This window comes from Streptomyces dioscori, from assembly GCF_003024195.1.
Taxonomy (GTDB): domain Bacteria; phylum Actinomycetota; class Actinomycetes; order Streptomycetales; family Streptomycetaceae; genus Streptomyces; species Streptomyces dioscori.
In genome coordinates this window covers 148911-167151 of the sequence record NZ_KZ679054.1, presented here as the reverse complement: position 1 = coordinate 167151, position 18241 = coordinate 148911, and the positions used below count along the sequence as shown (strand labels likewise).

Annotated in this window: 15 protein-coding genes; 1 reads left to right on the top strand and 14 read right to left on the bottom strand. The window is 68.8% G+C overall.

Annotated features, from left to right (window positions below):
- Nucleotides 1-114: 114 nt before the first annotated feature.
- The 14 genes from nuoN to C6Y14_RS35125 all read right to left on the bottom strand — a co-directional run bounded on the left by nuoN (nucleotide 115) and on the right by C6Y14_RS35125 (nucleotide 16494).
- Nucleotides 115-1764: an NADH-quinone oxidoreductase subunit NuoN gene (gene nuoN / locus C6Y14_RS35190; RefSeq protein WP_107020930.1), complete on the bottom strand. Its 1650-nt coding sequence runs from the start codon at nucleotides 1762-1764 to the stop codon at nucleotides 115-117.
- Nucleotides 1761-3332, bottom strand: coding sequence for an NADH-quinone oxidoreductase subunit M (locus tag C6Y14_RS35185; protein ID WP_107020929.1), 1572 nt, complete (start codon nucleotides 3330-3332; stop codon nucleotides 1761-1763). The genes nuoN and C6Y14_RS35185 overlap by 4 nt, the downstream gene beginning before the upstream one ends.
- A 5-nt stretch (nucleotides 3333-3337) precedes the next feature.
- Nucleotides 3338-5233, bottom strand: a complete 1896-nt coding sequence (gene nuoL / locus C6Y14_RS35180; RefSeq protein ID WP_107020928.1) for an NADH-quinone oxidoreductase subunit L — start codon at nucleotides 5231-5233, stop codon at nucleotides 3338-3340.
- Between the two features lie 14 nt (nucleotides 5234-5247).
- On the bottom strand, nucleotides 5248-5547 hold the full coding sequence (gene nuoK, locus C6Y14_RS35175; protein ID WP_069171239.1) for an NADH-quinone oxidoreductase subunit NuoK: 300 nt from the start codon (nucleotides 5545-5547) through the stop codon (nucleotides 5248-5250).
- Nucleotides 5544-6410, bottom strand: coding sequence for an NADH-quinone oxidoreductase subunit J (locus tag C6Y14_RS35170; RefSeq protein ID WP_107020927.1), 867 nt, complete (start codon nucleotides 6408-6410; stop codon nucleotides 5544-5546). Before C6Y14_RS35170 ends, nuoK begins: the two co-directional genes overlap by 4 nt.
- The gene (nuoI, locus tag C6Y14_RS35165; RefSeq protein ID WP_107020926.1) at nucleotides 6407-7048 is read right to left on the bottom strand and encodes an NADH-quinone oxidoreductase subunit NuoI; all 642 of its coding nucleotides are present in this window, start codon (nucleotides 7046-7048) and stop codon (nucleotides 6407-6409) included. The genes C6Y14_RS35170 and nuoI overlap by 4 nt, the downstream gene beginning before the upstream one ends.
- Nucleotides 7041-8438 carry an NADH-quinone oxidoreductase subunit NuoH gene (gene nuoH, locus C6Y14_RS35160; protein ID WP_107020925.1) on the bottom strand — a complete coding sequence of 466 codons (1398 nt, stop codon included), beginning with the start codon at nucleotides 8436-8438 and terminating at the stop codon, nucleotides 7041-7043. Before nuoH ends, nuoI begins: the two co-directional genes overlap by 8 nt.
- A complete protein-coding gene (locus C6Y14_RS35155; protein WP_107020924.1) occupies nucleotides 8435-10939 on the bottom strand; it encodes an NADH-quinone oxidoreductase subunit G in 2505 nt (834 codons plus the stop codon). The genes nuoH and C6Y14_RS35155 overlap by 4 nt, the downstream gene beginning before the upstream one ends.
- Nucleotides 10936-12312, bottom strand: a complete 1377-nt coding sequence (nuoF, locus tag C6Y14_RS35150) for an NADH-quinone oxidoreductase subunit NuoF (protein ID WP_107020923.1) — start codon at nucleotides 12310-12312, stop codon at nucleotides 10936-10938. The genes C6Y14_RS35155 and nuoF overlap by 4 nt, the downstream gene beginning before the upstream one ends.
- Complete coding sequence (gene nuoE / locus C6Y14_RS35145) at nucleotides 12312-13229, bottom strand: NADH-quinone oxidoreductase subunit NuoE (protein ID WP_107021020.1); 918 nt, start codon at nucleotides 13227-13229, stop codon at nucleotides 12312-12314. The genes nuoF and nuoE overlap by 1 nt, the downstream gene beginning before the upstream one ends.
- A gap of 80 nt (nucleotides 13230-13309) precedes the next feature.
- Nucleotides 13310-14671: an NADH-quinone oxidoreductase subunit D gene (locus C6Y14_RS35140; protein ID WP_107020922.1), complete on the bottom strand. Its 1362-nt coding sequence runs from the start codon at nucleotides 14669-14671 to the stop codon at nucleotides 13310-13312.
- Nucleotides 14668-15489, bottom strand: coding sequence for an NADH-quinone oxidoreductase subunit C (locus C6Y14_RS35135; protein WP_225891439.1), 822 nt, complete (start codon nucleotides 15487-15489; stop codon nucleotides 14668-14670). Before C6Y14_RS35135 ends, C6Y14_RS35140 begins: the two co-directional genes overlap by 4 nt.
- Nucleotides 15486-16040: a NuoB/complex I 20 kDa subunit family protein gene (locus C6Y14_RS35130; RefSeq protein ID WP_018528252.1), complete on the bottom strand. Its 555-nt coding sequence runs from the start codon at nucleotides 16038-16040 to the stop codon at nucleotides 15486-15488. The genes C6Y14_RS35135 and C6Y14_RS35130 overlap by 4 nt, the downstream gene beginning before the upstream one ends.
- A 94-nt stretch (nucleotides 16041-16134) precedes the next feature.
- Nucleotides 16135-16494, bottom strand: a complete 360-nt coding sequence (locus C6Y14_RS35125) for an NADH-quinone oxidoreductase subunit A (protein WP_033319564.1) — start codon at nucleotides 16492-16494, stop codon at nucleotides 16135-16137.
- A 789-nt stretch (nucleotides 16495-17283) separates the two neighbouring features.
- On the opposite strand from C6Y14_RS35125, the gene C6Y14_RS35120 reads away from it, so the two are divergent.
- On the top strand, nucleotides 17284-18120 hold the full coding sequence (locus C6Y14_RS35120) for a C40 family peptidase (RefSeq protein ID WP_107020921.1): 837 nt from the start codon (nucleotides 17284-17286) through the stop codon (nucleotides 18118-18120).
- Nucleotides 18121-18241 lie beyond the last annotated feature (121 nt).

Below are 18241 nucleotides of genomic sequence, written 5' to 3'. Positions count from 1 at the left end.
GAGTTATCCACAGGCTGCGACGGAGTATCTGCGCGGTGTGCCCGCCGGACCGTGCCCGGAGAACGGCGTGGGCCCCGGTTCCAGGCGGAACCGGGGCCCACGGACCGTAAGACCTCAGCGGACGAAGACGCCCGCCTGACCCGCCAGATCCAGGAAGTACTGCGGCGCCACACCGAGCACCAGCGTGACCGCCACGCCCACCGCGATAGCCGTCATCGTCAGGGGCGACGGCACGGCGACCGTGGGTCCCTCCGGACGCGGTTCGCTGAAGAACATCAGCACGATCACCCGGATGTAGAAGAACGCCGCGATGGCCGACGAGATCACACCGACCACGACCAGCGCGCCCGCGCCGCCCTCGGCCGCCGCCTTGAACACGGCGAACTTGCCCGCGAAGCCGGAGGTCAGCGGGATGCCCGCGAAGGCCAGCAGATAGACCGCGAACACGGCGGCCACCAGCGGTGACCTGCGTCCGAGACCGGCCCACTTGGACAGGTGCGTGGCCTCGCCGCCCGCGTCACGGACGAGGGTGACCACCGCGAACGCGCCGATCGTCACGAACGAGTAGGCGCCCAGGTAGAAGAGCACCGACGACACACCGTCCGGTGTCATCGCGATGACACCCGCGAGGATGAATCCCGCGTGCGCGATGGACGAGTACGCGAGGAGCCGCTTGATGTCGGTCTGGGTGATCGCGACGATCGCGCCGCCCAGCATGGTGACGACGGCGACGCCCATCATCACCGGCCGCCAGTCCCAGCGCAGGCCCGGCAGGACGACGTACAGGAGCCGCAGCAGCGCGCCGAAGGCGGCCACCTTGGTCGCGGCGGCCATGAAGCCGGTCACCGGGGTCGGCGCGCCCTGGTAGACGTCCGGGGTCCACATGTGGAACGGCACCGCGCCGACCTTGAACAGCAGGCCCATGACGACCATCGCGGCGCCGATGAGCAGCAGCGCGTCGTTGCCCATGGTGTCGGCGAGGGCCGGGTTCACCGTCTCGACCGTGCCGTCGACGACCTGGGCGATCGTCGCGTACGACACGGAGCCGGCGTAGCCGTAGAGCAGGGCGATGCCGAAGAGGGTGAACGCGGAGGCGAAGGCGCCGAGCAGGAAGTACTTGACCGCGGCCTCCTGCGACATGATCCGCTTGCGGCGGGCCACGGCGCAGAGCAGGTACAGCGGCAGCGAGAAGACTTCGAGCGCGATGAAGAGGGTCAGCAAGTCGTTCGCCGCCGGGAAGACGAGCATGCCGCCGATGGCGAAGAGCAGCAGCGGGAACACCTCGGTGGTGGTGAAGCCCGCCTTGACGGCGGCCTTCTCGCTGTCGCTGCCCGGTACGGAGGCGGCCTGCGCGGCGAACGAGTCGACGCGGTTGCCGTGCGCCACGGGATCGAGGCGCCGTTCGGCGAACGTGAACACGCCCAGTACGCCGGCGAGCAGGATGACGCCCTGCAGGAAGAGCGCGGGTCCGTCGACCGCGACGGCGCCCATCGCGGCGATCCCGGCCTTCGTGGTGCCGTATCCGCTCGCCGCGAGGGCGACCACCGCGGCGAACGCGGCGGCGAGGGCGACGACGGAGACGAAGACCTGCACGTAGTAGCGGGACCTGCGGGGCACGAAGGCCTCGACCAGGATGCCGATGACCGCCGCCCCGATGACGATCAGGGTGGGGGCCAGCTGCCCGTACTCGATGTTCGGCGCGTCGATCTTCTGGATCGGATCGGCCGCCGTTGTCCACAGGCTGTGGACGGCTGTAGTGCTCACTTGGCGGCCTCCACCTCGGGCTTGGGGTCCTTCTTGTGTACGTCGGACATGGTCTGCTTGACCGCCGGGTTGACGATGTCGGTCAGGGGCTTCGGGTAGACGCCGAGGAAGATCAGCAGGGCGATCAGCGGGGCGACCACCACGAGCTCGCGCACCTTGAGGTCGGGCATCGCCGAGACCTCGGGCTTCACCGGGCCCGTCATCGTCCGCTGGTAGAGGACGAGGGTGTAGAGCGCGGCGAGGACGATGCCGAAGGTGGCGATGATCCCGATCACCGGGTAGCGCGCGAACGTGCCGATCAGGACCAGGAACTCACTCACGAACGGCGCCAGTCCCGGTAGCGACAGCGTCGCCAGGCTGCCGATCAGGAAGGTGCCCGCGAGCACCGGGGCGACTTTCTGCACCCCTCCGTAGTCGGCGATCAGACGCGAGCCGCGCCGGGTGATCAGGAAGCCGGCCACCAGCATCAGCGCGGCGGTCGAGATCCCGTGGTTGACCATGTAGAGCGTCGCGCCCGACTGCCCCTGGCTGGTCATCGCGAAGATGCCCATGATGATGAACCCGAAGTGGGAGATCGACGCGTACGCCACAAGGCGCTTGATGTCCCGTTGGCCGACCGCGAGCAGCGCCCCGTAGATGATGCTGATCAGGGCGAGGACGAGGATCGCGGGCGTCGCCCACTTCGAGGCCTCCGGGAAGAGCTGGAGGCAGAAGCGGAGCATCGCGAAGGTGCCCACCTTGTCGACCACCGCGGTGATCAGTACGGCGACCGGGGCGGTGGACTCCCCCATGGCGTTGGGCAGCCAGGTGTGGAGCGGCCACAGGGGCGCCTTCACCGCGAAGGCGAAGAAGAAGCCCAGGAACAGCCATCGTTCGGTGTTGGTCGCCATGTCCAGCGAGCCGTTGGCCCGCGCCTCGGCGATCTCCTGGAGCGAGAAGTTCCCCGCCACCACGTAGAGGCCGATCACGGCGGCCAGCATGATCAGGCCGCCGGCCAGGTTGTAGAGGAGGAACTTCACGGCGGCGTACGAACGCTGTGCCGCCGCGTGTTCGTCCGAGCCCGCGTGGGCCCGGTCCCCGAAGCCGCCGATGAGGAAGTACATCGGGATGAGCATGGCTTCGAAGAAGATGTAGAAGAGGAAGACGTCGGTGGCCTCGAAGGAGATGATCACCATCGCCTCGACGGCGAGGATCAGGGCGAAGAAGCCCTGGGTCGGCCGCCAGCGGCTGCTGTGGGTCTCCAGCGGGTCGGCGTCGTGCCAGCCCGCGAGGATCACGAACGGGATGAGCAGGGCGGTCAGCGCGATCAGCGCCACCGCGATGCCGTCCACGCCCAGCTCGTACCGCACCCCGAAGTCCTTGATCCAGGAGTGCGATTCGGTGAGCTGGTAGCGGTCGCCGTCGGGGTCGAAGCGGACCAGGACGATCACGGCGAGGGCCAGGGTGGCGAGCGAGACGAGCAGCGCCAGCCATTTGGCGGCGGTGCGGCGGGCGGCCGGCACGGCGGCCGTGGCGATCGCCCCGATCGCCGGGAGGGCCGCCGTCGCTGTCAGCAGAGGAAAGGACATCGGTATCAGACCGCCCTCATCAGCAGGGTCGCGGCGATGAGGATCGCCGCACCGCCGAACATCGAGACGGCGTACGAGCGCGCGTAGCCGTTCTGCAGCTTGCGGAGCCGTCCGGACAGACCGCCCATCGAGGCCGCCGTGCCGTTGACGACCCCGTCGACCAGGGTGTGGTCGACGTACACCAGGGAGCGCGTGAGGTGTTCGCCGCCGCGCACCAGGACGACGTGGTTGAAGTCGTCCTGGAGGAGGTCGCGCCGGGCGGCCCTGGTGAGCAGGGAGCCGCGCGGGGCGACGACCGGGACGGGACGGCGCCCGTACTGCAGGTAGGCGAGGCCGACGCCGACGATCATGACGGTCACCGTGGAGAGCGTGATGGCCGTCGCGCCGATCGGCGGGTGTCCGTGGGCGTGCTCGGTGACGGGCTCCAGCCAGTGCAGGAAGCGGTCGCCGATGCCGAAGAAGCCGCCCGCGAAGACCGATCCGAAGGCCAGCACGATCATGGGGATCGTCATGGACCTCGGCGACTCGTGCGGGTGCGGTTCGTTGCCCTTCTCGTCCGGCTGCCAGCGCTTCTCGCCGAAGAAGGTCATCAGCATCACGCGCGTCATGTAGAACGCGGTGATGGCCGCGCCCAGCAGGGCCACGCTTCCGAGGATCCAGCCCTCGGTGCCGCCCTTGGCGAAGGCGGCCTCGATGATCTTGTCCTTGGAGAAGAAGCCGGACAGGCCCGGGAAGCCGATGATGGCGAGGTAGCCGAGGCCGAACGTCACGAAGGTGACGGGCATGTGCTTGCGCAGGCCGCCGTACTTCCTCATGTCGACCTCGTCGTTCATGCCGTGCATGACCGAACCGGCGCCGAGGAAGAGCCCGGCCTTGAAGAAGCCGTGCGTCACCAGGTGCATGATCGCGAAGACGTAGCCGATCGGGCCGAGGCCCGCCGCGAGGATCATGTAGCCGATCTGCGACATGGTCGAACCGGCGAGCGCCTTCTTGATGTCGTCCTTGGCGCAACCGACGATCGCACCGAAGAGGAGCGTGACCGCTCCGACGACGGTGGTGACGAGCTGGGCGTCCGGGGCGGCGTTGAAGATCTCCCCGGAGCGGACGATCAGGTACACCCCCGCGGTCACCATGGTCGCGGCGTGGATGAGGGCCGAGACCGGGGTCGGGCCCTCCATCGCGTCCCCGAGCCAGGACTGCAGCGGCACCTGGGCGGACTTGCCGCAGGCGGCGAGCAGCAGCATCAGCCCGATGGCGGTGAGCTTGCCCTCGCCGGTCTCACCGGTGGCCTCCAGGACCGGCCCGAAGGCGAAGGTCCCGAAGGTGGTGAACATCAGCATGATGGCGATCGACAGGCCCATGTCACCGACGCGGTTGACCAGGAAGGCCTTCTTCGCGGCGGTCGCGGCACTGGGCTTGTGCTGCCAGAAGCCGATGAGCAGGTACGAGGCGAGGCCCACGCCCTCCCAGCCGACGTACAGGAGCAGGTAGTTGTCGGCGAGGACGAGCAGCAGCATCGCCGCGAGGAAGAGGTTCAGATAGCCGAAGAAACGGCGGCGGCGCTCGTCGTGCTCCATGTACCCGATCGAGTACACGTGGATGAGCGAGCCGACGCCGGTGATCAGCAGCACGAACGTCATCGACAGCTGGTCGAGCTGGAAGGCGACGTCCGCCTGGAAGCCTTCGACGGGGATCCAGCTGAACAGGTGCTGCCCGATGGCCCGGTGTTCCTCGTCCTTGCCCAGCATGTCGGCGAAGAGGATCGCGCCGATCACGAAGGAGGCGGACGCGAGGACCGTGCCGATCCAGTGGCCGACGGCATCGAGCCGCCTGCCGCCGCACAGCAGTACGGCCGCTCCGAGCAGAGGTGCCGCGACAAGCAGCGCAATCAAGTTGTCCACGATTCAGCGACCCCTTACAGCTTCATCAGGCTGGCGTCGTCGACCGAGGCCGAGTGGCGGGAACGGAACAGCGACACGATGATCGCGAGCCCGACCACGACCTCCGCGGCGGCGACGACCATCGTGAAGAAGGCGATGATCTGGCCGTCGAGATTGCCGTGCATCCGGGAGAAGGCGACGAACGCGAGGTTGCACGCGTTGAGCATCAGCTCGATGCACATGAACACCACGATCGCGTTCCGCCTGATCAGGACACCCGAGGCGCCGATCGTGAACAACAGGGCGGCGAGGTACAGGTAGTTGACGGGGTTCACTTCGCGGCCTCCTCTTCGCGGCCTTCGCGGCCGAGCCGCTCCCCGGAACGCTGTTCGAGCGCTTTGAGGTCCTTGATGGCCTGGTCCGACACATCGCGGATCTGGCCGCGCTCGCGCAGCGTGCTGATGACGGTCAGTTCGGACGGGGTGCCGTCCGGGAGGAGACCGGCGATGTCCACCGCGTTGTGCCGGGCGTACACACCGGGTGCGGGCAGCGGCGGAAGCTGCTTGTTCGCCCGTACGCGTTCCTCGGCCAGCTCGCGCTGGGTCTTGGCCCGTTCGGTGCGCTCGCGGTGGGTGAGCACCATCGCGCCGACGGCGGCCGTGATGAGCAGGGCGCCGGTGATCTCGAAGGCGAAGACGTACTTCGTGAAGATGAGGGCCGCGAGGCCCTCCACGTTGCCGCCCGCGTTGGCCTGGGCCAGGCCCTCGAACTCGGTCAGTGACGCGTTGCCGATGCCGGCGCACAGCAGGATGCCGAAGCCCAGGCCGCACAGGAGGGCCAGCCAGCGCTGGCCCTTGATGGTCTCCTTGAGGGAGTCCGCCGCGGTGACACCGACGAGCATGACCACGAAGAGGAACAGCATCATGATCGCGCCCGTGTAGACGACTACCTGCACGATGCCCAGGAAGTAGGCGCCGTTGGCGAGGTAGAACACCGCCAGGACGATCATGGTGCCGGCGAGGCAGAGCGCGCTGTGCACGGACTTCTTCATGAGGACGGTGCACAGGGCGCCGATCACGGCGACCGTACCGAGGATCCAGAACTGGACGGCCTCGCCCGTGGAGGTCGAGTAGGCCGCCAGCAAGGCGCCGGCGTCGGCGGCCAGGGAGCCGGAGTGGGCGGCCAGTTGGGCGGTCATCGGCCGATCACCTGCTCCGACGCGGGCTCGTCAGGACCGAAGGTGGACTCGCTCTCCTGCGGGACCTCGCCCTTGGAGACGGCGACCTGCGGCACCGTGCCGGGCGCGGCCTCCGTCACCAGCCCCCGGTAGTAGTCCTGCTCGTCCGTGCCCGGGAAGATCGAGTGCGGCGACTCGACCATGCCCTCCTCCAGACCGGCGAGCAGCTGCTCCTTGGTGTAGATGAGGTTGGCGCGGCTGCTGTCGGCCAGCTCGAACTCGTTGGTCATCGTCAGCGCGCGCGTGGGGCACGCCTCGATGCACAGGCCGCACAGGATGCAGCGGGCGTAGTTGATCTGGTAGACGCGTCCGTACCGCTCGCCCGGGGAGTAGCGCTCCTCCTCGGTGTTGTCCGCGCCCTCCACATAGATGGCGTCGGCGGGACACGCCCAGGCGCACAGCTCGCAGCCGACGCACTTCTCCAGGCCGTCCGGATGCCGGTTGAGCTGGTGCCGGCCGTGGAAGCGCGGTGCGGTGGTCTTCTCCTGCTCCGGATACTGCTCGGTCAGCCGCTTCTTGAACATGGCCTTGAAGGTCACGCCGAAGCCTGCGACGGGGTTCTGGAAACCGGGTTTGGTCTCCTTCTGCTCATCAGCCATCGGACGCCTCCTTTCCGTCACGAGGTCCATCGGATCCGTCACTGTCAGTATTCATGCCACCACTGACAATCAACTCCCGCTCCCGGCGCGGGCGGCGCCTGGGCACCGGCGGCAACTCCTGTCCGGGCAGCGGCGGCACGGGATAGCCGCCCGCCATCGGGTCGAAGGCGGCGGTTTCGTCCAGTGCCTGCTTGGCGCCCTCGGCGTCCTTGCGTTCGCGGAACATGTCGACGACGAACGAGAGCAGCAGCAGGACGAGGACGCCGCCGCCCACGTACAGGGCGATGTCGGCGAAGTCGTAGTTCTCGTTGCGCAGGGTCCGTACGGTCGCGACGAGCATCAGCCAGACCACGGAGACCGGGATCAGGACCTTCCAGCCGAGCTTCATCAGCTGGTCGTAGCGGACGCGGGGCAGCGTGCCGCGCAGCCAGATGAAGAAGAACAGCAGCAGCTGCACCTTGATGACGAACCACAGCATCGGCCACCAGCCGTGGTTGGCGCCCTCCCAGAAGGTGCTGATCGGCCAGGGGGCCCGCCAGCCGCCCAGGAAGAGCGTCACGGAGACCGCCGAGACGGTCACCATGTTCACGTACTCGGCGAGCATGAACAGCGCGAACTTGATGGACGAGTACTCGGTGTTGAAGCCGCCGACCAGGTCGCCCTCGGACTCCGGCATGTCGAAGGGGGCGCGGTTGGTCTCGCCGACCATCGTCACGATGTAGATCAGGAACGACACCGGCAGCAGGATGACGAACCAGCGGTCCTCCTGCTGGGCGACGATCTCCGAGGTGGACATCGAGCCGGAGTACAGGAACACCGACGCGAACGCGGCGCCCATGGCGATCTCGTAGGAGATCATCTGCGCGCACGAGCGCAGGCCGCCGAGCAGCGGATACGTCGACCCGGAGGACCAGCCCGCGAGCACGATGCCGTAGATGCCCACCGAGGCGACCGCGAGGATGTAGAGCATCGCGATCGGCAGGTCCGTGAGCTGCATCGTGGTGCGCTGGCCGAAGATCGAGATCTCGTTGCCGGGCGGCCCGAAGGGGATCACGGCGATCGCCATGAAGGCCGGGATGGCCGCCACGATCGGCGCGAGGACGTAGACGACCTTGTCCGCGCGCTTGACGATCAGGTCTTCCTTGAGCATCAGCTTGATGCCGTCGGCGAGCGACTGGAGCATGCCCCAGGGGCCGTGCCGGTTGGGGCCGATGCGCAGCTGCATCCAGGCGACGACCTTGCGCTCCCACACGATGGAGAAGAGCACGGTGAGCATCAGGAAGGCGAAGCAGAAGACCGCCTTGATGACGACCAGCCACCAGACGTCCCGGCCGAACACGGAGAGGTCCTCCGCGGCCAGGTAGACCGGCGCGGTGAGGTTCGGGGTCATGCCTCCACCTCCTTGGGGGCCTCGCCGGCGAGCGTCGCCGGACCGATGCGGACGAGTGCGCCGGGGGCCGCGCCCGTGTCCGAGGCGACGCCTCCCCCGGCGGAGTTCAGCGGGAGCCAGACCACCCGGTCGGGCATCTGCGTGATCCGCAGCGGGAGTTCGACCGCTCCCGAGGGCCCGGTGACGGCCAGCGTGTCGCCGTCCTTGACGCCCGCCTCGGCGGCCGTGGCGGCCGACACGCGCGCGTGGGCCTCGTGCCGGGTCCCGGCGAGCGCCTCGTCGCCCTCCTGGAGGCGGCCCTGGTCGAGCAGCAGCCGGTGCCCGGCGAGCACGGCCTCCCCGGCGGCGGGCCGCGGCGACTGCGCCGCGCTCACCAGCGGTTCGGCGGCCCGCGGCCCGTCCCAGGCGCCGAGCCGGTCCAGCTCCGCGCGCACGGTCCGCAGGTCGGGCAGTCCCAGGTGGACGTCCATGGCGTCGGCCAGCATCTGCAGGACGCGCGCGTCGGTGGGCGCCACCCGGCGGGTCATCTGGTCGGGCTTGAGGGCGGCCTCGAAGAGACGGGCCCGGCCCTCCCAGTTGAGGAAGGTGCCCGCCTTCTCGGCGACCGCGGCGACCGGGAACACGACGTCCGCGTGCGCGGTGATCTCACTGGGACGCAGTTCGAGCGAGACCAGGAAGCCCACTTCGGACAGGGCCGCACGCGCGCGCGTGGGGTCGGGGAGGTCGGCGACCTCGACGCCCGCCACGACGAGCGCGGAGAGTTCGCCGGTGGCGGCGGCCTCGACGATCTGTCCGGTGTCACGGCCGTGCCGGTGCGGAAGCGCGCCGATCCGCCAGGCCCCGATGACCTCGTCCCGCGCGCGCGGGTCGGTGGCGGGGCGTCCGCCGGGCAGCAGCGAGGGCATCGCCCCCGCCTCGATCGCGCCGCGCTCCCCGGCCCTGCGCGGGATCCACACCAGCTGGGCGCCGGTGGCGGTGGCGGTCCGTACGGCGGCGGTGAGCCCGCCCGCCACGGAGGCCAGCCGTTCACCGACGACGATCACGGCGCCCGGCAGGCGCAGTGCCTCGGCGGCCTTCGCCCCGTCGTCCTCCAGGCCGGTGCCTGAGGCGAGCGCGTCCAGCCACGCGGTCTCGGTGCCGGGGGCGGCCGACAGCAGGGTGCCGCCCGCCTTCTCCAGGCCGCGGGTCGCGTGCGTGGCCAGCGAGAAGGTCTGCTGTCCGTGTCCGCGCCACGCCTTGCGCAGCCGCAGGAAGACGCCGGGCGCCTCCTCCTCGGACTCGAATCCGGCGAGCAGGACCGCGGGCGCCTTCTCCAGTGCCGTGTACGTGACGCCCGTACCGTCGAGGTCCCGGCCGCGGCCGGCGACGCGGGCGGCCAGGAAGTCGGCCTCCTCGGCGCTGTGCACGCGCGCGCGGAAGTCGATGTCGTTGGTGTCGAGGGCCACGCGCGCGAACTTGCTGTACGCGTAGGAGTCCTCGACGGTCAGCCGGCCGCCGGTGAGGACACCGGCCCGGGAGCGGGCCGCCAGGAGTCCCTGGGCCGCCGCCTCCAGTGCCTCGGGCCAGGAGGCGGGCTCCAGCTCACCGGAAGCGCCGCGCACCAGGGGCGTCGTCAGCCGGTCCCGCTGCTGCGCGTACCGGAAGCCGAACCGTCCCTTGTCGCAGATCCACTCCTCGTTGACCTCGGGGTCATTGGCCGCGATGCGCCGCATGACCTTGCCGCGCCGGTGGTCGGTGCGGGTCGCGCAGCCGCCGGAGCAGTGCTCGCACACGGAGGGCGAGGAGACGAGGTCGAAGGGCCGCGAGCGGAATCGGTACGCCGCCGAGGTGAGCGCCCCGACGGGGCAGATCTGGATGGTGTTCCCGGAGAAGTACGACTCGAAGGGGTCGCCCTCGCCGGTGCCGACCTGCTGGAGCGCGCCCCGCTCGATCAGTTCGATCATGGGGTCGCCCGCGACCTGGTTGGAGAACCGGGTGCAGCGGGCGCACAGCACGCACCGCTCGCGGTCGAGCAGCACCTGGGTGGAGATCGGGACGGGCTTCTCGTACGTCCGCTTCTTGCCCTCGAAGCGGGACTCGGAGTCGCCGTGGGACATGGCCTGGTTCTGCAGCGGGCACTCGCCGCCCTTGTCGCAGACGGGGCAGTCCAGCGGGTGGTTGATGAGCAGCAGCTCCATCACACCCTTCTGGGCCTTCTCGGCGACAGGAGAGGTGAGATGGGTCTTGACGACCATCCCGTCCGTGCAGGTGATCGTGCAGGACGCCATGGGCTTGCGCTGGCCCTCGACCTCGACGATGCACTGGCGGCAGGCGCCGGCCGGGTCGAGGAGGGGGTGGTCGCAGAAGCGGGGGATCTCGATGCCGAGCTGTTCGGCGGCGCGGATGACCAGGGTGCCCTTGGGCACGCTGATCTCGACGCCGTCGATGGTCAGCGAGACGAGGTCCTCCGGCGGGACCGCCGCTTCCCCGCCTCCGGAGGGAGCGCTCGTGGTCACGGTCATGCGTTCACCTCCGTGTGCTTGTCCTTGTCGGCCCAGACCGTCGACCTGGCGGGGTCGAAGGGGCAGCCGCGGCCCGTGATGTGCTCCTCGTACTCCTCACGGAAGTACTTGAGGGAGGAGAAGATCGGTGAGGCGGCGCCGTCGCCCAGCGCGCAGAAGGACTTGCCGTTGATGTTGTCGGCGATGTCGTTCAGCTTGTCGAGGTCGGACATGACGCCCTTGCCGGCCTCGATGTCGCGCAGCAACTGCACGAGCCAGTACGTGCCTTCGCGGCAGGGTGTGCACTTGCCGCAGGACTCGTGGGCGTAGAACTCGGTCCACCGGGTGACGGCCCGTACGACACAGGTCGTCTCGTCGAAGCACTGGAGTGCTTTCGTGCCGAGCATGGAACCCGCGGCGCCCACTCCCTCGTAGTCGAGAGGGACGTCGAGGTGTTCGTCGGTGAACATCGGGGTCGAGGAGCCGCCCGGCGTCCAGAACTTGAGGCGGTGTCCGGCCCGGATGCCGCCGCTCATGTCGAGGAGCTGGCGGAGGGTGACACCGAGCGGGGCCTCGTACTGGCCGGGGCTGGTGACATGGCCGCTGAGCGAGTAGAGCGTGAAGCCCGGGGACTTCTCGCTGCCCATCGAGCGGAACCATTCCTTGCCCTTGTGGAGAATCGCGGGAACCGACGCGATCGACTCGACGTTGTTCACCACAGTGGGACAGGCATAAAGTCCCGCGACCGCGGGGAAAGGGGGACGGAGTCGCGGCTGCCCACGGCGGCCTTCGAGCGAGTCGAGGAGTGCGGTCTCCTCACCACAGATGTACGCGCCCGCGCCCGCGTGCACGGTGAGCTGGAGGTCGAGTCCGCTGCCCAGGATGTTCTCCCCCAGGTAGCCCGCCTCCTGTGCCTCGCGTACGGCCTCGTGCAACCGCCGCAGCACGGGGACGACTTCACCCCGCAGATAGATGAACGCATGCGAAGACCGGATCGCGTAACAGGCGATCACGATGCCCTCGATGAGGCTGTGCGGGTTCGCGAAGAGGAGCGGGATGTCCTTGCAGGTCCCGGGCTCCGATTCGTCGGCGTTGACAACTAGATAGTGAGGCTTTCCGTCGCCCTGGGGAATGAACTGCCACTTCATTCCCGTCGGGAATCCCGCGCCGCCGCGGCCGCGCAGTCCGGATTCCTTCACATAGGCGATGAGGTCGTCCGGTGACATGGCGAGCGCCTTGCGCAGACCCTCGTACCCGTCGTGCCGCCGGTAGGTGTCCAGCGTCCAGGACCTGTCCTCGTCCCAGAAGGCCGAAAGCACCGGTGCGAGCACCTTCTCGGGGTCCGCTCCGGTCTCCGGCCGGGAGGTGCCCCCGTACTGAGTGGACAAGGTCATCACTCCCCCTCCTCGGCGGCGGGCCCGGCCGGGTGGTCCGGGTCGGAGGCCGACGTGTCCTGCGGTGCGTCGTGCGAACTGAGGTGCTTGGACGAGGGCTGGCCGGACGGCGACGGGTCGGCCGGTGACGGGTCGTGCGCCGACCCGTCCCGGGAGGACCCGGAGGACCCGGGGGCTCCTGGGGCTCCGGAAGAACCGGGGGCCGCGGACGATCCGGCAGCCTTGGACCCGCGCGGATGCACCACGCGCGCGGGACCCGTCTCCCCCTTGGCCAGCCGCAGGCCCACCAGCGAGGCGGGGCCCGCGCCGCCGCTCGCCTCGACGGCGCCGGGGCGTTCGTCGGGGAAGCCCGCCAGGATGCGGGCGGTGTCCTTGAAGGTGCACAGGGGGGCGCCGCGGGTCGGCTCGACCTCGGTGCCCGCGCGCAGGTCGTCGACGAGGCCCTTCGCGCTGTCCACGGTCTGGTTGTCGAAGAACTCCCAGTTGACCATCACGACCGGAGCGAAGTCGCAGGCCGCGTTGCACTCGATGTGCTCCAGGGTGACCTTGCCGTCGTCGGTGGTCTCGCCGTTGCCGACGCCCAGGTGCTCCTGGAGGGCTTCGAAGATGGCGTCGCCGCCCATGACCGCGCACAGCGTGTTGGTGCAGACGCCCACCTGGTAGTCGCCGCTCGGCTTGCGGCGGTACATGGAGTAGAAGGTCGCGACCGCGGTCACCTCGGCCGTGGTGAGGCCGAGCACCTCCGCGCAGAACCGCTGCCCCGTGCGCGTGACATGGCCTTCCTCCGACTGCACGAGGTGCAGCAGCGGAAGGAGGGCGGACCGGGAGTCCGGGTAGCGGGCGATGACCTCGCGCGCGTCCGCTTCGAGCCGGGTCCGGACGTCGGCCGGATAGTCGGGCGCGGGCAGTTGGGGCATGCCCAGGCTGACGCCCTGCGGCCCCGGGCCCTGCGGCTGTGTGCCCTGTGGCTGTACGCCCGGCCCGGAAGGAATGGTGGTCACCGGTCGACGCCTCCCATCACGGGGTCGATGGAGGCGACGGCCACGATGACGTCGGCGATCTGGCCGCCCTCGCACATCGCCGCCATGGCCTGCAGGTTGGTGAAGGACGGGTCCCGGTAGTGGACCCGGTAGGGGCGGGTGCCTCCGTCGGACACGACGTGCACCCCGAGTTCCCCCTTGGGTGACTCGACGGCCGCGTACGCCTGTCCCGGCGGGACGCGGAAGCCCTCGGTCACCAGCTTGAAGTGGTGGATCAGGGCCTCCATGGAGGTGCCCATGATCTTCTTGATGTGGTCGAGCGAGTTGCCGAGGCCGTCGGGGCCGAGCGCGAGCTGGGCGGGCCAGGCGATCTTCTTGTCGGTGACCATGACCGGACCGGGCTCCAGCCGGTCCAGGCACTGCTCGACGATCGCGAGCGACTGGCGCATCTCTTCCAGCCGGATGAGGAAGCGCCCGTACGCGTCGGCGGTGTCCGTGGTCGGGACGTCGAAGTCGTACGTCTCGTAGCCGCAGTACGGCTGGGCCTTGCGCAGGTCGTGCGGGAGGCCTGCGGACCGCAGGATCGGTCCGGTGGCACCGAGGGCCATGCAGCCGGTCAGGTCCAGGTGGCCGACGTCCTGCATACGGGCCTTGAAGATGGGGTTCCCGGTGGCGAGCTTGTCGTACTCGGGAAGGTTCTTCTGCATCTTCTTCACGAACTCGCGGATGTGGTCCACCGCGCCCGGGGGCAGGTCCTGGGCGAGGCCGCCGGGGCGGATGAACGCGTGGTTCATGCGCAGGCCGGTGATGAGTTCGTAGATGTCGAGAATGAGTTCACGATCACGGAAGCCGTAGATCATGATCGTGGTGGCGCCCAGCTCCATACCGCCGGTGGCGATGCACACCAGGTGCGAGGAGAGCCGGTTCAGCTCCATCAGGAGCACCCGGATGATCGTCGCGCGGTCCGGGACCTGGTCCTCGATGCCGAGGAGCTTCTCGACGGCGAGACAGTAGGCGGTCTCGTTGAAGAAGGACGTCAGGTAGTCCATGCGCGTCACGAAGGTGGTGCCCTGGGTCCACGTCCGGTATTCGAGGTTCTTCTCGATACCGGTGTGCAGGTAACCGATGCCGCAGCGGGCCTCGGTGACCGTCTCGCCCTCGATCTCCAGGATGAGCCGGAGCACACCGTGGGTGGACGGGTGCTGAGGGCCCATGTTGACGACGATGCGCTCGTCGTCGGCCTTGGCGGCGGTCTCGACGACCTCGTCCCAGTCGCCACCGGTGACCGTGTAGACGGTGCCCTCGGTGGTCTCCCGCGCCGACGCCGACTGCGCGTTCGTCGCGTCCGCCGACTGCGCGCTCGTTGACTGCGTGCTCATGAGTACGACCTCCGCTGGTCCGGAGCCGGGATCTGGGCGCCCTTGTACTCGACGGCGATACCGCCGAGGGGATAGTCCTTGCGCTGCGGGAAGCCCTGCCAGTCGTCCGGCATCATGATCCGCGTCAGCGCCGGGTGACCTTCGAAGACGATGCCGAAGAAGTCGTACGTCTCGCGCTCGTGCCAGTCGTTGGTCGGATAGACCGTGACGAGGGACGGGATGCGCGGGTCGCTGTCGGGGGCACTGACTTCGAGGCGGATCAGCCGGTTGTGGGTGAGCGAGCGCAGGTGGTAGACGGCGTGCAGTTCGCGGCCCTTGTCGGCCGGGTAGTGCACCCCGCTCACTCCGGTGCAGAGCTCGAAGCGCAGGGCCGGGTCGTCGCGCAGGGTCCTGGCGACCTGGAGCAGGTGCTCGCGTTCGACGTGGAAGGTGAGCTCGTCGCGGTCGACGATCGTCTTGTCGATCGCGTTCTCCGGGACCAGGCCCTGTTCCTCCAGGGCGCCTTCGAGTTCGTCGGCGACCTCGTCGAACCAGCCGCCGTAAGGGCGGGCGGCCGGGCCGGGGAGGCGGATCGAGCGGACCAGGCCGCCGTATCCGGAGGTGTCCCCGCCGTTGTTCGCGCCGAACATGCCGCGCTGGACGCGGATCTCCTCGCCGCCGTCGCCGCGCTGGCCCGGGAGGTTGGAGGCGCCGAGGTCCTTCTCCGGGTTGGCGCCGTTCGTGCCGTCGCCGGCCGGGCCCGTGCCCTTGCCGTCTCCGGGGCTCCTGCCCTTGCCGTCTCCGGTCGGGCTCTTGGCGTTGCCGTTCGCGTCGCTCACCGCAGCAGCCCCTTCATCTCGATGGTGGGGAGCGCCTTGAGCGCCGCTTCCTCCGCCTCACGGGCCGCTTCCTCGGCGTTCACGCCGAGCTTCGAGGACTGGATCTTCTGGTGGAGCTTGAGGATCGCGTCCATCAGCATCTCGGGCCGCGGCGGGCAGCCCGGGAGGTAGATGTCGACGGGGACGATGTGATCGACGCCCTGCACGATCGCGTAGTTGTTGAACATGCCGCCCGAAGAGGCGCAGACCCCCATGGAGATCACCCACTTGGGGTTCGGCATCTGGTCGTAGACCTGCCTCAGAACCGGTGCCATCTTCTGGCTGACACGCCCGGCGACGATCATCAGGTCGGCCTGCCGCGGCGAGCCGCGGAAGACCTCCATGCCGAAGCGCGCCAGGTCGTAGCGGCCCGCCCCTGTCGTCATCATCTCGATGGCGCAGCAGGCGAGGCCGAAGGTGGCGGGAAAGACGGACGACTTGCGCACCCACCCCGCGGCCTGCTCGACGGTGGTCAGCAGGAAGCCGCTCGGCAGCTTTTCTTCGAGTCCCATGCTCAATGGCTCCTCTGTCCCCTATACGGGGCTCAGTCCCTTGCGGGGGTCAGTCCCATGCGGGGCCCTTACGGGTGTCGGTCCCATACGGGGTTCAGTCCCATTCCAGGCCGCCGCGCCGCCACACGTACGCGTAGGCGACGAAGACGGTGAGCACGAAGAGCAGCATCTCCACGAGCCCGAAGACCCCGAGCGCGTCGAAGGTGACGGCCCAGGGATAGAGGAAGACGATCTCGATATCGAAAATGATGAAGAGCATCGCCGTCAGGTAGTACTTGATGGGGAACCGCCCGCCGCCCGCCGGCGTGGGGGTCGGCTCGATTCCGCACTCGTAGGCTTCGAGCTTGGCCCGGTTGTATCGCTTTGGACCGATAAGCGTGGCCATGACCACGGAGAAGATCGCAAAGCCTGCCCCGAGGGCTCCCAGTACGAGGATGGGCGCATACGCGTTCACCGCTCCTCGCTCCTCTCAGTCGGCATTGACTGCTGGCGGTTGCATCAGGCGTCGCCCCTGCTCCACGAACCCCACGACTCTCGTGAGGTGTACGGAACCCCGTGCGGCTCACACGAAGATCGCGCACATGTGAAGCAGGTCACAAGCCCAACTGCCCCGCATCCTATGCCTGCCGGTCTGTGATCTGCGACACGGGGTACGACAACGTCTTTGTGATCTCCACCACCCGGCCAAGGATCATGAAGTCGGATCAGTGCCGATCTTCGTACGAGAAGCGTCCGAGTGATCACCAGAGGTGACATTTTCACCCGTCGTCGCTGGTCCAGGTCTTGGCGCACTATCAAGCCAGGCGGATCCAAGGCAAATTGGTGCTGGACCTGGGTGCTTGATAGAGGAACTCGTTCACACGTCGGGGGGAGTTGGGATGTCCGTTGTGGACAGCGGGGGTGCGTGCATCCGTTCACGAGCGGAGGGCGGCGTCGACCCGACCCGGGGCCACCCTCCGGATCGGCGCCGAGTCTCCCCACGATCCGCACGCGCAACGCGCTCGCCGGGGCTACCGTTCCGTGACGTGCGTCACATCGGTAACAGGCCGGAAACAACCGGGCTTGGCCAACCGGCTCAACGAGTGGTAGGTCGCGGGCAATTCGGACGTAACGCGAAAAGGCCGTGATCACAGGCGCGTCGGGCACTGTCCAGATTGCCCGTTACGGCGTCAATAAAGGGCGTCACGACCCCGATTCGCGCGTCCGTTGAACAATTGTGGCGCACCACACGTTTCTTGAAGGTATGGAGGAGCCCCTGATACCGGTTGTCCCTATGTCCCACACCGCTCACATACGAAGCCACCGGAAACCCCGGCCTCGCAGCAGTTCGGCGCTCGCGATGCGCGCCGGAGTTGCCGGTGGCGTCCTCGGCACCCTGGCAGTGGCCGGTGCCGCCGGAACGGCCAACGCGGCCGAGCCGGTGACCCAGACCATCGAGCTGCCCACCCTCACGGCAGACATGACCGCTCAGGTCGCCGAGTCCGCGGAGGTGACCCAGCAGGCCGCGGCCGACTACCAGCTGCGTGCCGAGCGTGACGCCGCTGCCCAAAAGGCCGCGAAGCAGGCCAAGTCGGACCTCGCGGACGCGAAGAAGAAGACCGAGGCCAAGGAGAAGGCCGAGGCGGCCCGCAAGGAGGCCGCCGAGCGCGCCACCCGCTCCGCGGGCCGCACGACCCTCACGACGGCCTCCACGGCCGCCAGCAGCGACGCCGTGGCTCCCGCCAGCGGCAGCGTCGGGACCGTCATCAGCTTCCTGCGGGCGCAGGTCGGCGACGCCTACGTCATGGGCGCCTCCGGACCCGACGCGTGGGACTGCTCCAGCCTCGTCCAGGCGGCGTTCAAGCAGGTCGGTGTCGACCTGCCGCGCGTCTCCCAGGACCAGTCCGTGGCCGGCACCCCGGTCTCGCTGTCCAACATCCAGGTCGGCGACATCCTGTACTGGGGTGGCGCGGGCTCGGCGTACCACGTGGGTGTCTACATCGGCGGCGGCCAGTACCTGGACGCGGCGAACCCCTCGAAGGGCGTCGTCATCCAGGATCTGTCGGGCTACCCGGCGAGCGGTGCGGTCCGGGTGCTCTGACCTTCGGTCACACGCCCTTGGGGCACACCTTTTGAACGCTTTTGTGGGCCGTTTCCCCGGCGGGGGAAACGGCCCACAAGCGTGCGCGCGTACGGCCCGCAGGCATGCGCGCGCACGGGGG

Excerpts from the sequence above, each read along its gene's own strand:
- C6Y14_RS35185 (WP_107020929.1), bottom strand. The coding sequence starts at position 3,332 with ATGTCCTTTCCTCTGCTGACAGCGACGGCGGCCCTCCCGGCGATCGGG.
- C6Y14_RS35170 (WP_107020927.1), bottom strand. The coding sequence starts at position 6,410 with ATGACCGCCCAACTGGCCGCCCACTCCGGCTCCCTGGCCGCCGACGCC.
- nuoI (WP_107020926.1), bottom strand. The coding sequence starts at position 7,048 with ATGGCTGATGAGCAGAAGGAGACCAAACCCGGTTTCCAGAACCCCGTC.
- nuoH (WP_107020925.1), bottom strand. The coding sequence starts at position 8,438 with ATGACCCCGAACCTCACCGCGCCGGTCTACCTGGCCGCGGAGGACCTC.
- C6Y14_RS35155 (WP_107020924.1), bottom strand. The coding sequence starts at position 10,939 with ATGACCGTGACCACGAGCGCTCCCTCCGGAGGCGGGGAAGCGGCGGTC.
- nuoF (WP_107020923.1), bottom strand. The coding sequence starts at position 12,312 with ATGACCTTGTCCACTCAGTACGGGGGCACCTCCCGGCCGGAGACCGGA.
- nuoE (WP_107021020.1), bottom strand. The coding sequence starts at position 13,229 with ATGCCCCAACTGCCCGCGCCCGACTATCCGGCCGACGTCCGGACCCGG.
- C6Y14_RS35140 (WP_107020922.1), bottom strand. The coding sequence starts at position 14,671 with ATGAGCACGCAGTCAACGAGCGCGCAGTCGGCGGACGCGACGAACGCG.
- C6Y14_RS35130 (WP_018528252.1), bottom strand. The coding sequence starts at position 16,040 with ATGGGACTCGAAGAAAAGCTGCCGAGCGGCTTCCTGCTGACCACCGTC.
- C6Y14_RS35120 (WP_107020921.1), top strand. The coding sequence starts at position 17,284 with ATGGAGGAGCCCCTGATACCGGTTGTCCCTATGTCCCACACCGCTCAC.